The organism is Kitasatospora purpeofusca (assembly GCF_034043715.1).
GTDB classification, from domain to species: Bacteria; Actinomycetota; Actinomycetes; order Streptomycetales; family Streptomycetaceae; genus Kitasatospora; species Kitasatospora purpeofusca_A.
Genome location: NZ_JAXCLC010000025.1, coordinates 51,186 through 65,041, shown reverse-complemented (window position 1 = coordinate 65,041; position 13,856 = coordinate 51,186). Strand labels below are relative to the sequence as shown.

General features: G+C 73.1%; 11 protein-coding genes. 3 read left to right on the top strand and 8 right to left on the bottom strand.

Features of this window, described 5'->3' with window-relative positions; translation table 11 throughout:
* Positions 1 to 11 precede the first annotated feature (11 nt).
* On the top strand, positions 12 to 185 hold the full coding sequence (locus SM793_RS15280) for a CsbD family protein (protein WP_320438725.1): 174 nt from the start codon (positions 12 to 14) through the stop codon (positions 183 to 185).
* A 450-nt stretch (positions 186 to 635) separates the two neighbouring features.
* On the opposite strand, the gene SM793_RS15275 is transcribed toward SM793_RS15280, so the two are convergent.
* A complete protein-coding gene (locus SM793_RS15275) occupies positions 636 to 1,631 on the bottom strand; it encodes a 2-hydroxyacid dehydrogenase (RefSeq protein ID WP_320438724.1) in 996 nt (331 codons plus the stop codon).
* A 338-nt stretch (positions 1,632 to 1,969) separates the two neighbouring features.
* Here SM793_RS15275 and melC1 point away from each other — a divergent pair, with 338 nt between their 5' ends.
* Positions 1,970 to 2,380, top strand: coding sequence for an apotyrosinase chaperone MelC1 (gene melC1, locus SM793_RS15270; protein WP_320438723.1), 411 nt, complete (start codon positions 1,970 to 1,972; stop codon positions 2,378 to 2,380).
* A 77-nt stretch (positions 2,381 to 2,457) separates the two neighbouring features.
* On the top strand, positions 2,458 to 3,285 hold the full coding sequence (gene melC2, locus SM793_RS15265; protein ID WP_320438722.1) for a tyrosinase MelC2: 828 nt from the start codon (positions 2,458 to 2,460) through the stop codon (positions 3,283 to 3,285).
* A gap of 115 nt (positions 3,286 to 3,400) precedes the next feature.
* On the opposite strand, the gene SM793_RS15260 is transcribed toward melC2, so the two are convergent.
* The 7 genes from SM793_RS15260 to asnB form a co-directional block, all read right to left on the bottom strand.
* Positions 3,401 to 4,426: a 6-phosphofructokinase gene (locus SM793_RS15260; RefSeq protein WP_320438721.1), complete on the bottom strand. Its 1,026-nt coding sequence runs from the start codon at positions 4,424 to 4,426 to the stop codon at positions 3,401 to 3,403.
* A 366-nt stretch (positions 4,427 to 4,792) separates the two neighbouring features.
* A complete protein-coding gene (locus SM793_RS15255) occupies positions 4,793 to 5,521 on the bottom strand; it encodes a glutamine amidotransferase (RefSeq protein ID WP_320438720.1) in 729 nt (242 codons plus the stop codon).
* A gap of 64 nt (positions 5,522 to 5,585) precedes the next feature.
* Positions 5,586 to 6,848 (bottom strand): MurT ligase domain-containing protein, encoded by a 1,263-nt coding sequence (locus SM793_RS15250; RefSeq protein ID WP_320438719.1) that lies wholly within the window; start codon positions 6,846 to 6,848, stop codon positions 5,586 to 5,588.
* 471 nt (positions 6,849 to 7,319) lie between these two features.
* A complete protein-coding gene (locus tag SM793_RS15245; RefSeq protein ID WP_320438718.1) occupies positions 7,320 to 8,732 on the bottom strand; it encodes a GNAT family N-acetyltransferase in 1,413 nt (470 codons plus the stop codon).
* Positions 8,733 to 8,821: 89 nt separating this feature from the next.
* Positions 8,822 to 10,276, bottom strand: coding sequence for a pyridoxal phosphate-dependent decarboxylase family protein (locus SM793_RS15240; protein WP_320438717.1), 1,455 nt, complete (start codon positions 10,274 to 10,276; stop codon positions 8,822 to 8,824).
* A gap of 192 nt (positions 10,277 to 10,468) precedes the next feature.
* Positions 10,469 to 11,611 carry a hypothetical protein gene (locus tag SM793_RS15235; protein WP_320438716.1) on the bottom strand — a complete coding sequence of 381 codons (1,143 nt, stop codon included), beginning with the start codon at positions 11,609 to 11,611 and terminating at the stop codon, positions 10,469 to 10,471.
* Between the two features lie 198 nt (positions 11,612 to 11,809).
* Positions 11,810 to 13,660: an asparagine synthase (glutamine-hydrolyzing) gene (asnB, locus tag SM793_RS15230; RefSeq protein WP_320438715.1), complete on the bottom strand. Its 1,851-nt coding sequence runs from the start codon at positions 13,658 to 13,660 to the stop codon at positions 11,810 to 11,812.
* Positions 13,661 to 13,856: the final 196 nt, after the last annotated feature.

The following is a 13,856-nucleotide window of genomic DNA, read 5'->3' as shown; positions in this document are numbered from 1 at the left end:
AGGAGAACGTGATGAGTGCGGGCAAGAAGATCAAGCACACCGCAGAGACAGCCGAGGGCAAGGTCAAGGAGGCGACCGGGAAGGCCGTGGGAAACGAGAGTCTCGTCGCCAAGGGCAAGGCCAAGCAGGCCAAGGGCGACATGGCCCAGGCCGGCCAGAAGGCCAAGGACGCTCTGAAGCACTAGAGGGACACCTCAAGGAGCTGGGGCGGTCTGTTCCGTTGCGTCGAACCGGTGGTCGGCACCCGGTGCGGGGGTACGCCGGGTGCGCCCGGTCTGCGGCCGCTGACCGGCCATGAGAGGTCCCGCATGAGTCTGGCCGTCCGCCGGTGGCCGTCCGCCGTGCGCGCCGCGGCCAGCGCCGCGGCGGGCGAAAGGAGTCGGCACAGTCCGGTGGCGAGGAGCGGGCCGGTCACGAGCACGGTCTCCGGACGGCCGGCTGGGCGGTGGCGGGTCCGGCGCGTGGTCCCTGACAAGGGGCGATGGCGGGCGACTGCCCGGAAATCCGCGGCTGGCAAGCGTGGTCGGCGGCCCGTGCGGCGTTGGGCCATGGGTTGGTCCCGGCGGGAATCGTCGGCCGTCGTCCTCCCCAGGGCGGGGATCCGGTCGTGCTGGTGTGTCGCGTGGCCTGTCGGGTCAGTTCTTCGGGACGAGGGTGTTCTCGTTGGTGCGGCCGGCGGCGTAGTCGTCGATGTTGCGGGCGGTGGTGTCGATGATCTGGCCGACGGCGGTGTGGGTGAAGTAGGCCTGGTGGCTGGTGACGAGGACCTGGGGGAAGGTGACCAGGCGGGCGAGGATGTCGTCGGTGATGCCCTGGATGGACTGGTCGGTGAAGAAGACGCCGGTCTCCTCCTCGTAGACGTCGAGGCCGACGCCGGAGAGGTGTCCGGCGCGGAGGGTTTCGACGAGGGCGGCGCTGTCGACGAGGCCGCCGCGGCTGGAGTTGACGAGGATGGCGTCGTTCTTCATCCGGGCGAGGGCGGTGGCGTCGATGAGGTGGTGGGTGGAGGGCAGCAGGGGGACGTGGAGGCTGATGAGGTCGGCGCGGGTGAGGAGTTCGGGGAGTTCGGTGTAGGTCATCCCGAGGTCGAGGCAGGCGGGGTTGGGGGTGATGTCCCAGCCGAGGAGGTGGGTGCCGAATCCGGCCGCGATCCGGGTGAAGCATTCGCCGATCTTGCCGGTGCCGATGACGCCGACGGTCATGCCGTGGATGTCGCGGCCGAGGAGGCCGTCGAGGCGGAAGTCGAACTCGCGGGAGCGGTTGGCGGCGCGGGTGAGGCGGCGGTTGACGGCCAGGGCGAGGGCCCAGGCGTGTTCGGCGACCGCGTGGGGGCTGTAGTGGGAGACCCGGGCGACGGTCAGGCCGAGGTCGGCCGCGGCGTCGAGGTCGATGTTGTTGAAGCCGGTGGAGCGCTGGGCGATCAGCTTCGTCCCGCCGGCGGCGAGGACGGCGAGGGTCGCGGCGTCGAGTTCGGCGTTGACGCTGCTGCTGACGACCGGGTAGCCGGCGGCGAGCGGGGCGGTGTCACGGTTGAGGAAGACGGACAGGCAGCGCAGCGCGTGCCGGCCCGCGAAGGCGGTCTCCAGTAGCGGCCGCTCGTCGGCCTGTACGCCGTACGCGAGGATCTCCATCGCCTGGTCCCTCCCGGTGGTCCGCTCCGTTGCGCTCCTCCGGTCACGCTAGGCCGTGTCCTCCCGATCCCGCCAGGCGGACGCCGCCGCGGGGTGCTCGCGCGTGCTTCGCCGGGGTGCTCGCTGGGGTGATCGCTGCGTGTTCGGCAGGTGACAGAAAATGACCGAATTTATACGCAACCCTACGTACCCCCGCCGATCGGCTGTTCCGTAGGTCAACAAGCATTGCGACCATCGAAACCAGTGATTCGATCAAGGAATCACCTTCGTTTAACGATGGACCAATCGCTTGTGAACAGTGCCCGAACTCCGGTTCGGGTACCTGAGGGGGTATCACCATGTCCGAGGACACCCATGCCACGGAGCTGACGCGCCGACGGATGCTCCAGGGGGCCGCGGCCGCCCTGACCGTCGCCACCGGCACCGTCGTGATCGGTCTCGCGGGCCCCGGCGGCGGGGCCGCCACCGCCGCCGACCCGGGCGCGTCCGACAGCTTCGACGAGGTCTTCCAGGGCCGGCGGATCCAGGGCCGCCCGGCCGACGGGGGGAGCCACCACCACGGCGGCGCCGCCGGCACCGGCTACGAGGTGCGGATCGACGGCGACGAACTGCACATGATGCGCAACGCCGACGGCACCTGGATCAGCGTCGTCAACCACTACCAGACCTTCGCGACGCCGCGCGCGCTCGCCCGGGCCGCCGTCAACGACCTCCAGGGCGCGACGCTGGTCCCCGTCGCCACCGCCTGATTCCGGCCACCCGGCCTCCCGGCCTCCCGGCCACCCGGTCACCCGGGGCCGATACACCACCACAAGAGGGGGGACTCATGGCAGTCCGCAAGAACCAGGCGAACCTGACGGCCCAGGAGAAGCGCGGGTTCGTCAACGCCGTGCTGGCGCTCAAGGCGAACGGCGGCTACGACCCGTTCGTCACCACGCACAACCAGTTCATCCTCAGCGACGTCGACAACGGCGAGCGCACCGGGCACCGCTCGCCCTCCTTCCTGCCCTGGCACCGCCAGTACCTGCTGGAGTTCGAGCGGGCGCTGCAGGCCGTCGACCCGAGCGTCAACCTCCCGTACTGGGACTGGACCGCCGACCGCTCCGCCACCTCCGGCATCTGGGGCGCCGACTTCATGGGCGGCAACGGCCGCAGCACCGACGGCCAGGTGACCACCGGCCCGTTCGCCTTCTCCGGCGGGAACTGGCGGCTCAACGTCAACACCGACAGCCGCACCTACCTGCGCCGCCAGCTCGGCACCGGGGTGGCCCAGCTGCCCAGCCGGGCCGACGCCGAGTCGGTGCTCGCCATCACCACCTACGACGCCGCGCCGTGGAACAGCTCCTCGGCCGGCTTCCGCAACAACCTGGAGGGGTGGCGCGGGGTCAACCTGCACAACCGGGTGCACGTCTGGGTGGGCGGTCAGATGGCCACCGGCATGTCGCCCAACGACCCGGTGTTCTGGCTGCACCACTGCTTCGTCGACAAGCTGTGGTCCGAGTGGCAGAAGCGCAACCCCGGCAAGACCTATCTGCCGACGGCCGGCACGCCCGACGTGGTCGACCTCAACGACCGGATGAAGCCGTGGAACACGGTCTCCCCGGCCGACCTGCTCGACCACAGCGGCATCTACACCTACGACACCGGGTTCTGATCGGCTGATCACCACCGGTCCGGTTCCGCTCCCGGCGGGGCAGTCGCCGGGAAGGCCCCGGCCCCCGAGAGTCACGCTCTCGGGGGCCGGGGCACCGGACGTACGGGGCAGGCGGTCAGATGACCGTCTCGGCCTCCAGGTAGCGGTCGGCCGGCACGGTCTTCAGCTCGGCCACCGCCTCGCCCAGCGGCACCAGGCTGATGTCGGTGCCCTGGAGGGCGGTGATGTGCCCGAAGGCGCCCTTGTGGACGGCCTCCACGGCGTGCCAGCCGAAGCGGGTGGCGAGGACCCGGTCGTAGGCGGTCGGGGTGCCGCCGCGCTGGGTGTGGCCGAGGATCACCGGACGGGCCTCCTTGCCGAGCCGGTGCTCCAGCTCGCCGGAGAGCTGCGTGGCGATGCCGGTGAACCGCTCGTGGCCGTAGATGTCCTTGCTGCCCTCCTCCCAGTGCATGGTGCCGGGCTCGGGCTTGGCGCCCTCGGCGCAGACCACGATGGCGAACTTCTTCTGGCGGTCGAAACGCTCCCGGACCACCGCGGTGAGCTTCTCGATGTGGAACGGCCGCTCCGGCACGACGATCGCGTGCGCGCCCGCCGCCATGCCGGCGTTCAGGGCGATCCAGCCGGTGTGGCGGCCCATGACCTCGACCACCATGACGCGCTGGTGCGACTCGGCCGTGGTCTTCAACCGGTCCAGTGCCTCGGTGGCGACCGAGACGGCGGTGTCGAAGCCGAACGTGACGTCGGTGCACGCGATGTCGTTGTCGATGGTCTTCGGCACGCCGACGATCGGCAGGCCCGCGTCGCTCATCAGCTTGGCGGCCTTGAGGGTGCCCTCGCCGCCGATCGGGATCACCGCGTCCAGGCCGAGGTCCGCGCAGTACTGCTTGGCGCGCTCGACGCCGTCGCGCAGATGGCTCGGCTGGACCCGGGAGGACCCGAGGATGGTGCCACCCTGAGCGAGGATGCCGCTCACCGAGTCGAGGGTCAGGGGCCGGTGGTGTCCTTCGAGGAAACCGCGCCAGCCGTCCTCGAACCCGATGATCTCGTCGCCGTGGTCGACCACCCCCCGGTGGACCACGGACCGGATCACCGCGTTCAGGCCGGGGCAGTCACCGCCGCTGGTCAGCACTCCAATACGCATTGCTTTGCAACTCCCGAGCAGAACCGAGGAACGGCCGGACTACAGGCTGGGACGACGGACCGCCACCATGACAAGCCGTACCCGCGCCGGGTGGACGCGGAGGTGACTGTCGGGTGAAGGACCGGCCGATTCGGACAGAACATCCGAAACCGGCCGTGGAGTCGAGCATACGGTCCCTGCGTCCGGCCGGGCAGGAGCCGACGCGGGAGCGGCGTCGTCGACGCCCCCGCGTGGAAGTGCAGCCTGCTGCCGAGGAGGGTGTGCAGCCGGCAGCCCCGGGACGGGGCAGCCCCATTGTCGTACCTCCCGGCCCGCCCGTGGAGCCCATGACCGCATCGCGGGCACCGGCGGACGGACCGGGGAGTACTACGCGGGGCGCGTCGTGGCCGCGATGCGCTCGGAGCGCAGCGCGTCGTACCAGGTGGTGTCGGCCGGCGGCAGGGCGTTCACGTCCAGCGCCAGCTTGAGCAGCATGTCCGCGACGGCGGGGTTGCGCGCCATCACCGGGCCGTGCAGGTAGGTGCCGAAGACGGTGTCCCGCCAGGCGCCCTCGGTGCCGTCGCCGGTGCCGTTGCCCCGGCCGGCGGTGACCCGGGCCAGCGGCTTGACGCCCTGGCCGAGGTGGGTCACGCCCTGGTGGTTCTCGAACCCGGTCAGCTGCGGCAGGCCGAGCTGCGGGTCCACGTCGGCCAGCACGTCGCCGACGCAGCGCTCGCCCTCGCCGCGGGTGGTCCACACGTCCAGCAGGCCGAGGCCCGGCTCGCGCTGGCCGAGGTCGTTGACGAACTCCTGGCCGAGGATCTGGTAGCCGGCGCAGACCGCGAAGATGATCGCGCCGTTCTCGGCCGCCCGCACCAGCCCGGTGTCGTTGCGCAGCCGCTCGGCGGCCAGCCGCTGCGGGCGGTCCTCACCGCCGCCGATCAGGTAGATGTCGCCGCTGGTGGGCACCGACTGGTCGGAGCGGACGTCGATCCGGGTCACGTTGAGATGGCGCTGGCGGGCCCGGCGCTCCACGACCAGGGCATTGCCCCGGTCGCCGTAGGTGCTGAGCAGGTCGGGGTAGACCCAGACCACGCGCAGGCTGCTCTCACTCATCCTCGAAGGCCTTCCATGACGTACGTGCGGTGGGCTGCTGGGTGCTGCGGGTGCCGTTCCGGCATCAGCCGGCCACGACCTTCCGCAACTGCTGGAAGGCGGTGTAGTTGGCGATCGCCTCGATCCGGCCGGGCGGCGCCATCCGGACGGCCTGCTCCAGCGAGTCCACGACGTGGAACTGCAGCCCGGCGACCTCCAGGCGCACCGCGAGGTCCAGCTTGCGCTGGCCCAGCACGAAGACCGGGTGCCCGGCCAGTCGCTCGTAGTCGACGTCCCACAGCCAGGAGGTGTCGGTGCCGTCCGCGTCGAGCGCGTTGACCGAGAGCACCACCGGGGTGGGCGGGCCGTCGATCAGCGAGAAGGTCTCCAGCCAGCCGGCCGGGTTCTTGGCCAGCAGCAGCCTTATGTCACGGCCCTGGTACTGCACCACGTCGTAGCGGCCGGCGACCGCGGTGACGCCGCGCATCCGCTCCAGGGCGCCCTGCGGGGAGACGCCGAAGACGGCGGCGACGGCGGCCGAGCTGGTGGCGTTGGCGAGGTTGGCCCGGCCGGGCAGCTGGAGCTGGATCGGCCAGGCGCCGCGCTGCGGGTCGACCACATGGGTGCCCTGGAGCGCCCAGTGCGGGTTGGGGCGCCGGAAGCCGCACTCCTGGCAGAACCAGTCGTCGCCGGGGCGCTGCATCACACCGCCGCAGGCGGGGCAGGACCAGGCGTCCTCCTTCCACGCCTGTCCGGCGGCCACCCAGACCACCTTCTTGCAGGAGGAGGCGGCCCAGGTCACCAGCGGGTCGTCGGCGTTGGCGATCACCACGGCCTCGGTGTCCTGGAGGCCCTCGCGCCACTTCTCGGCCATCATCCGGGTCTCGGCGGCGCGGTCGAGCTGGTCGCGGGAGAGGTTGAGCAGGGCGATCGCCTTGGGGCGGGTGTCGCGGGCGACGCCGGCCAGGTACTTCTCGTCGACCTCGATCACGCCGAAGCGGGCCTCCGAACCGCCGGCCAGGGCGGAGGTGATGCCGGCCGGCATGTTGGCGCCCAGGGCGTTGGAGACGACCGGGCCGGCGGCGCGCAGCGCCTCGGCGATCAGGCGGGTGGTGGTGGTCTTGCCGTTGGTGGCGCTGACCAGCACCACGTCCAGGTGGTCGGCGAGGGTGGCGAGCAGATCGGGGTCGAGCCTGAGCGCGACCTTGCCGCCGATCACCGAGCCGCTGCCTCGGCCGGCCTTGCGGGACACGGCGGCGGCCACCTTGCCGGCGGTCACCGCGATCTTCGCGCGTGCCGGCAGCGAGGCGTCGCGTGCGCCTGTGGGCTCCGATTCGGTGCCTGCCATGCTCAGTGGTTCCTCCTTGCTGCGGCACCGCCCGGGGGCCGGACTACGGGCCGTCGGGCGGCGGGGACGGGGTCAGCCTACCGACTCCGCCGCCCGGCTCGACGCCCCGGACCCGGTGCCGCCTGCTGTGACGCCCGTGGAGCGGCGGTCCGGGAGGCCCTGACGCGGGGTCAGGACGGGCGGTGTACGGACGGGCCTTCCGCCGTCGGGGACGCCTGAGCGGGGTGCGGCGGTTCCGCGCACGCCCCGGGCCGGGCGGCGCGGGGGCCGCCCGGCCCGGGGCCGGTGGGGTTCTTGGTGAGGATGTGGTGAAGAAATGACCGGACGATTACCGGACCTGTCCGATCTGCTCACCGGTACCGCTCGACCGCGGGGCCCGGCGGCGCCGTGGGCAGTCGGCGGGCGGTCCGTGGGCAGTCGGGCAGCGGCCCGGTGAGCAGCCCGGTGGGCAGTCCGGCAGCGGCCCCGTTCTCAGCGGCCCGGGCGGGTCTGCCAGGGCACCGGCAGCTCCTCGGCGGCCTCCGCCAGATGGGCGGTGATCACCAGGGTGCCCTCGTCCACCTCGTAGTCCAGCGGGGCCGCCAGCCGGCGCATGGTCGCGATCAGCCCGGTGTTGGACGACTGGGTGACCGCGTACACCGTCTCCACCCCGGCCTCCAGGGCCAGTGCGGACATCCGCCGCATGAGGTCCAGGCCCAGTCCGTGCCGCTGCCAGGCGTCCTCGACCAGCACCGCGACCTCGGCACCGTCGTCGTCCCACATCAGGTGCCCGAGGGCGACGATCCGCCCGTCCGCCGTCTCCACCGCCAGGGCCTGCCCGTGCCGGGCGTCCAGCAGGTGGTCCAGGTAGCGGTCGGCGTCCCGGACCGGCCCGTGGTAGCGCTTGCGCAGGGTCTCGGGGGAGCAGCGGTGGTGCATCGCCAGCGCCGCCGCCTTGTCGGCCGCGTCCGCGCGCCGCACGGTCAGCTCGGCGCCGGCCGGCACGCTCGGCCGGGCCCGGACGTCCGGCACCCGGGGGCCGAGCAGGGTGTCCAGCTCGACCAGGGCCTGCGCCCGGGCGAACTCGGTCGGGGTGAACGGCAGCTGCGGGCGGGTGAGCTCGATCAGGCCGCCCGAGGGCACGGGCAGCCGCATCACATGGCCGTCCACCCCGGCGGTGCCACGCGCGGCCGCCCCCGGGTACTGCCGGATGCTGCACTGCCCGAAGAGCCGGCGCAGCGCGATCGGCAGCTCCGCGGCGTCCAGCGCCGTCCGGGTGGCGAGCGCCAGCACATGGGTGGGCACGTCCACCAGGTCGTGCGCGTCGGCCGGGCCGGTCCAGATGTCGTGCCCGCCGGCCCCGGCCACCAGCGCGGTCAGGTCGGCCCGGGTGAGCGAGCGCGGCGCGCGGACGAAGAACTCGTCCACGGCGCCGGTCGGCAGCGGGTGGGACTGCATCGAGACGATGTTCACCTGCCGCCCGGCGAGGGCCGTGCAGACTCGGGCCAGGCTGCCGGGGGAGTCCTGCACGGTGGTGCGGATCCGCCACAGCGCGCTGCCCTCGAAGTCGTGCAGCGGCCCCCGCAGCGGCTCGGCGCCGGGCGCCCCCGGCGGCGCGGGCGCGTCCGGCGCCGGGGGGCCGTGCAACTGGTGGCGGTGTGCCCACCAGGTGTGGAACAGCGCGGTGGCGAGCAGCGCGACGGCGGACGCGGCCAGCACCACCGGTCCGTCCGGCCCGTGCACCACCAGCTTGGCCACCAGGTCGGCGGCGGTCACCGAGAGGAAGACGGCGGAGAGCTCCACCGCGTCGCGCCGCCAGCGGTGGCCGCGGACGCCGCGGCGCTGGGCACGGGAGGGGGTCGTGGTCGGATCGGTCGTGGGCGTCAGCTGCTCCGGGTGCTCCATGCCATCAATCTGCCGCTTCCGTGTTTCACGATCACGAATCCTCCGTGACCCCGCGGTTAATGGTGCCGTGACTCGATCACCGCGGCCGGTCACCCGGTGTGCTCGCGCCCGGCGGCCTTCACTTCGGCGAGGAGGACGGTGAGGTCCTCCTCGGTGGTGGCGGGGTTGAGGAGGCAGGCGCGGAGGATCTCGCGGCCGCCGAGGCGGGCGCCGGTGAGGAAGGCGCGGCCGCGGCGCTGGACGGCGGCGGGGAGCTCGCGGTTGAGGGCGTCGAGGGCGGCCTCGTCGGCCCGGCCGGTCTCGTCGACCGAGCCGGTCCTGCCGGCGGGGCGCAGGCGGAAGGCCACGATGGAGGTCTGCACCTCGGCGAGGAGTTCCAAGTCCGGGTCGGCGGTGACGAGTTCGCCGAGCCGGCGGGCCAGGGCGGTGGTCCGGGCGATGTCGGCGGCCAGCCCCTCCCGGCCCCGGTGGGCGATGGTCGCCCACACCTTGAGGGCGCGGAACGGGCGGGTCTGCTCGGTGCCGTACTCGGAGAACCAGCCGAGTTCGCCGGCCGCCTCGTCGCGCAGGTAGGAGGGCACCAGGCTGAAGGCGGCGCGCAGCTCGGCGGGGTCGCGCACCAGCGCGCAGCCGCAGTCGACCGGGACGCCGAGCCACTTGTGCGGGTCGAGGGCGAGCGAGTCGGCGCGGGCCAGCCCGGCGTAGCGGTGGGCGATCTCCGGGTCCAGGACGCCGAACGCCCCGTAGGCGCCGTCCACGTGCAGCCAGAGCCGCTCCTCGGCGCACAGGTCGGCGATCGGGTCGAAGGCGTCCACCGCCCCGGTGCCGACCGTGCCCGCCGAGGCCACCACCAGGAACGGCAGCAGTCCGGCGGCCCGGTCGCGGGCGATCGCGGCGCGCAGCCCGGCGGGGTCGAGGCGGCCGTCCGGTCCGGCGGCCACGGTGCGCAGGTGCTTGCTGCCGAGTCCCAGCAGCTCGGCGGCCTTGCGGACGCAGGAGTGGGTCTCGCCGGTGACGTAGCCCACCAGCGGCGGCATCCCGGCCAGGCCGTCCTCGCGGACGTCCCACCCGGCGGCGCGGGCCGCGCGGTCACGGGCGGCGGCGAGGCAGACGATGGTCGCCATCGAGGTGCCGGAGGTGAGCAGCCCGCCGCCGGGCGGGTGCGGGAAGCCGACCAGTTCGGCGATCCAGCGGACCACGGCCCGTTCCAGGTGGACGTCCGCGTGGTCGCCGCCGGCCGAGCTGGGGTTCATCGCGGCGGCGGCCAGGGTGGCGAGCACGCCGGCCGGGGCGGGCGCGGAGTTCACCCAGCCGAAGAAGCGCGGGTGGCCGTTGCCCATCGGGTACGGCAGGACGTCGCGGCCGACCGTGGCCAGCAGCTCGTCCAGCGGACGGCCGGCGGTGGGCAGCGGGGCGTCCAGCAGGGTGCGGCGGGCGGCGTCGCCCATCGGCTGCCAGACCGGGCCGGCGGCCAGCCCGGCGAGGTGGTCGGCGGCCAGGTCGGCGGCGGCGTGCGCGGCGGCGCGGAAGTCGTCGGAGGTCATGCGGCGGCTCCAGGTGGTGCGGGGCCCGGTGGCGCGGCGTCCTCGGCGCACCCGAACGCCGCGATCCTACGGAAGCGGGCCCGCGCCGTGCGGCGCGGGCCCGGTATCCGGGATGCCCCCGGCCGTCCCGGTGGAGGGAGCCGGTCGGGGAAGCCGGTGGAGGGAGCCGGTCGGGGAAGCCGGTCGAGGGAGTCAGTCGAGGGAGGCGGAGAGCCCGCCGGCGGAGCGGCAGTAGCCCTGCATCTCCTTGTCGGAGAACTTGGCGCAGAGCCGGCCGGCCGCGCCCGCGTCCGTGTAGTTGACCGTGTAGTAGCTGACCAGCCCCTCGGCGCAGGCCTTGCGCTGCCAGCCGTCCGCGGCGGTGGCGCACTGCTGGGCGGCCCAGTCCTCGCGGTCCAGGTTGTACTTCATGGTGCGCGAGCCGACGCCCCGGCTGCAGTCGACCGCCCCGCCGGACGCTTTGCCGTCGAGGCACCACTTCAGTGCCGCGGCGTACACCTCGGGGTGGTTCGGGTAGTCGTGCGAGGAGAGGTAGAAGGTCGGCGCGTAGAAGAAGCAGGCGGACTGGAACAGCGCCGGCTGGTCCTTGCACGGGTACAGCGGGTCCTGGGCGAGCTTGTCGGCGGGGAGGTTGGCCTTGGCCTTCTCGTCCTCCTCGTCCGGGCCGAAGAGCTGCATGAACAGGCCCTCGGAGCAGCGGATCCGGTTCTGGTCGGTGGTGAACTTGTTGCACAGCTCGCGCGCCTTGGCGACGTCCTGCTTGGCGACGAACATGGTGCCGTGGCCGACGCCGTGGATGCACGGGCCGCTGTTCTTGGGCGCGCAGAGCTTGACCAGGTCGGTCTCCGGCTGGGCGGAGGCGTTGAGCATCTCCTCCACCGCCCCGTGCAGATAGCCGGCCGCACAGGTCTCGTGCGGGAAGGAGATGACCTTCTGGAAGTCGGCGTTGAACCGCTTGACCGCCGCGTGCCCGAGCTCGTGGGCGATCGGGTGGCAGAACCGGACGGTGTACGGCAGCTGCTTGGTGATCCGGTCGAGGTCGGCCAGGGCCACGCCGGGGTCGCTGGCGTCCATCTCGGCCATCAGCTTGTTGCGCAGCGTCGAGCGGGTCCACACCGCCGGGTCCCCGGTCGCGGTGGCCGACGCGGCCGGCTGCCCGCTGCCGGTGGGCGCGGCGCCGGCCGGTCCGGTGCCGCCCTCGGTCCCCGGGACGGCCGCGGCGAGGGCCGCGCGGTCGGCGGCCTGCTGGGGCGTCCAGTCGGTGACGGCCACCGATCCCAGGCCCAGCACCCCGAGCAGCAGGGCGGTGAGAATCGCGAAGGCTCGCGGTTGCATGACGGAGATCCCCCGACGGATCGAGACGGACGGGACGTTCCCCATCCTGACGGCACGGGTCTCGGATTCCGTGTTTTCGGCCGCCATTCGGGAGGTGTCGGCGACGCTATCGCACGTCCCGACCGGTCAACGACGCGGGTTCGCGGCGGGTCACGCTCCCCCGGGTGGCGCAACGGCGCACCACCCGGGGCACCGGGGTCAGAGTTCCAGCGACACCTGGTACTCCGTCAGCCAGGCGTTCAGGTCCAGGGCCAGATCGGCCGCCAGCCGGACCGTCTGCGGGTCGGTGTCCGGGGCGAGCGCGTCGGCGAGCGCGCGGCGGTCGAGCAGGGCGAGGGCGGGGGAGCCGGGGTCGGCGGCCAGTGCGGCGAGTTCACGGCGGAGCAGCTCCGGGTAGCGCGGGTCCTGGACGATCGGGTACGGGCTCTTCATCCGGTCGGCGATCTCGGCCGGCAGCACGTCCCGGACGGCGGCGCGCAGCAGGCTCTTCTCCCGGCCGTCGAAGGACTTCATCGTCCACGGCGTGTTGAAGACGTACTGCACCAGCCGGTGGTCGCAGAACGGCACCCGCACCTCCAGCCCGTTGGCCATGCTCATCCGGTCCTTGCGGTCCAGCAGGATCCGGACGAAGCGGGTCAGGTTGAGGTACGACACCTCCCGCATCCGCCGCTCGAACGGGTCGGTGTCCGGCAGGTGCGGCACCTCGGTGAGCGCCTCCCGGTACCGGGCGCGCCGGTAGCCGGGGAGGTCGAGCTTGGCGAGCAGCTCCCGGTCCAGCAGCTGCTCGCGCGGGCCGGTGCCCGCGCCGCCGAAGCCGCTGATCGCGGCCGCCCACGGGAAGTCCTCGGCCTCGAGGGCCTTCGGGTCGTGGAACCAGCGGTAGCCGCCGAACAGCTCGTCCGCGGACTCGCCGGACAGGGCGACCGTCGAATGCTCGCGCACCCCGCGGAAGAGCAGCAGCAGCGAGGTGTCCATGTCGCCGACGCCGCCCGGCAGGTCCCGGGCGCGCAGGGTGGCGAGCCGCTGCGCCGGGTCGGTGAGGGCGGCGCTGTCCAGCTCGATCACCGAGTGGTCGGCGCCCACGTGCCGGGCGAGCAGCTCCGCGTACGGCCGGTCCGGGGTGGAGCGGATCGCGTCCGGGTGGAAGTGCTCGCTCTGCCCGGTGAAGTCGACCGCGAAGGAGCGGATCGGTCCGGCGCCCGCCGCGTCCAGGCTGCGGGCGGCCAGGGCGGTGACCGCGCTGGAGTCGAGGCCGCCGGAGAGCAGCGAGCAGAGCGGCACGTCCGCCTCCAACTGGCGGTGGACGATGTCCTCCAGCAGGGCCCGGACGGTGCCGATCGTGGTCGCGAGGTCCTGGGTGTGCCGGCGTGCCTCCAGCGCCCAGTAGCGGTGGACCGAGACGCCGCCGCGCCGCACCCGCACCAGGTGGCCGGGCTGCACCTCGGCGATGCCCCGGTACGGGGTGAGGCCCGGGGTGCGGGTCATGGCGATCAGCTCGCGCAGCCCGTCCAGGTCGACCACCGCGCGCACCGCGGGGTGGGCGAGCAGCGACTTGGGTTCCGAGCCGAAGACCACGCCGTCCGGAGTGGGGTGGTAGTGCAGCGGTTTGACGCCCATCCGGTCGCGGACCAGCAGCAGTTGCTCGCTGCGGGCGTCCCAGACCGCGAAGGCGAACATGCCGTTGAGCCGCTCGGCGACGCGCTCGCCCCACTCCAGGTAGCCGCGCAGGACCACCTCGGTGTCGCCGCGGGTGCGGAAGCGGTGGCCGGCCGCCACCAGCTCGGCGCGCAGCTCGTGGTGGTTGTAGACCTCGCCGTTGTAGCTGAGGGCGGCCAGCAGCCGGCCGTCGTGCTCGGCCGTCATCGGCTGGGCGCCGCCCTCGGGATCGAGCACGGCGAGGCGCCGGTGGCCGAGGGCGGCGTGCCGCTCCAGGTGGGCCCCGCCGTCGTCCGGCCCGCGGCAGAGCTGGGTGGCCGTCATGGCGTCGAGCACCTCGCGTTCGAGGGTCAGGTCGCGGTCGTAGGCGACCCATCCGGTGATCCCGCACATCAGCAAGCCTCCGGTTCTTCCGACACTCTTCCGATGCTCCCGCCCCCCTGGTCACCCCGTGGTCCCCCCGGTGTGTGAGCAGGTCATCACGCTACGTGGTGGCCCCGGTGCGGACAAGACCCCGAGGCTGCGCCGACTACCGCCGAATCCTGCCCGATTTCGGGCAGGATCTTTGATCTTTCCCGGAAAGGCCGCC

Excerpts from the sequence above, each read along its gene's own strand:
- SM793_RS15275 (WP_320438724.1), bottom strand. The coding sequence starts at position 1,631 with ATGGAGATCCTCGCGTACGGCGTACAGGCCGACGAGCGGCCGCTACTG.
- melC1 (WP_320438723.1), top strand. The coding sequence starts at position 1,970 with ATGTCCGAGGACACCCATGCCACGGAGCTGACGCGCCGACGGATGCTC.
- SM793_RS15250 (WP_320438719.1), bottom strand. The coding sequence starts at position 6,848 with ATGGCAGGCACCGAATCGGAGCCCACAGGCGCACGCGACGCCTCGCTG.
- melC2 (WP_320438722.1), top strand. The coding sequence starts at position 2,458 with ATGGCAGTCCGCAAGAACCAGGCGAACCTGACGGCCCAGGAGAAGCGC.
- SM793_RS15260 (WP_320438721.1), bottom strand. The coding sequence starts at position 4,426 with ATGCGTATTGGAGTGCTGACCAGCGGCGGTGACTGCCCCGGCCTGAAC.
- SM793_RS15240 (WP_320438717.1), bottom strand. The coding sequence starts at position 10,276 with ATGACCTCCGACGACTTCCGCGCCGCCGCGCACGCCGCCGCCGACCTG.
- SM793_RS15280 (WP_320438725.1), top strand. The coding sequence starts at position 12 with ATGAGTGCGGGCAAGAAGATCAAGCACACCGCAGAGACAGCCGAGGGC.
- SM793_RS15255 (WP_320438720.1), bottom strand. The coding sequence starts at position 5,521 with ATGAGTGAGAGCAGCCTGCGCGTGGTCTGGGTCTACCCCGACCTGCTC.
- asnB (WP_320438715.1), bottom strand. The coding sequence starts at position 13,660 with ATGTGCGGGATCACCGGATGGGTCGCCTACGACCGCGACCTGACCCTC.
- SM793_RS15235 (WP_320438716.1), bottom strand. The coding sequence starts at position 11,611 with ATGCAACCGCGAGCCTTCGCGATTCTCACCGCCCTGCTGCTCGGGGTG.
- SM793_RS15245 (WP_320438718.1), bottom strand. The coding sequence starts at position 8,732 with ATGGAGCACCCGGAGCAGCTGACGCCCACGACCGATCCGACCACGACC.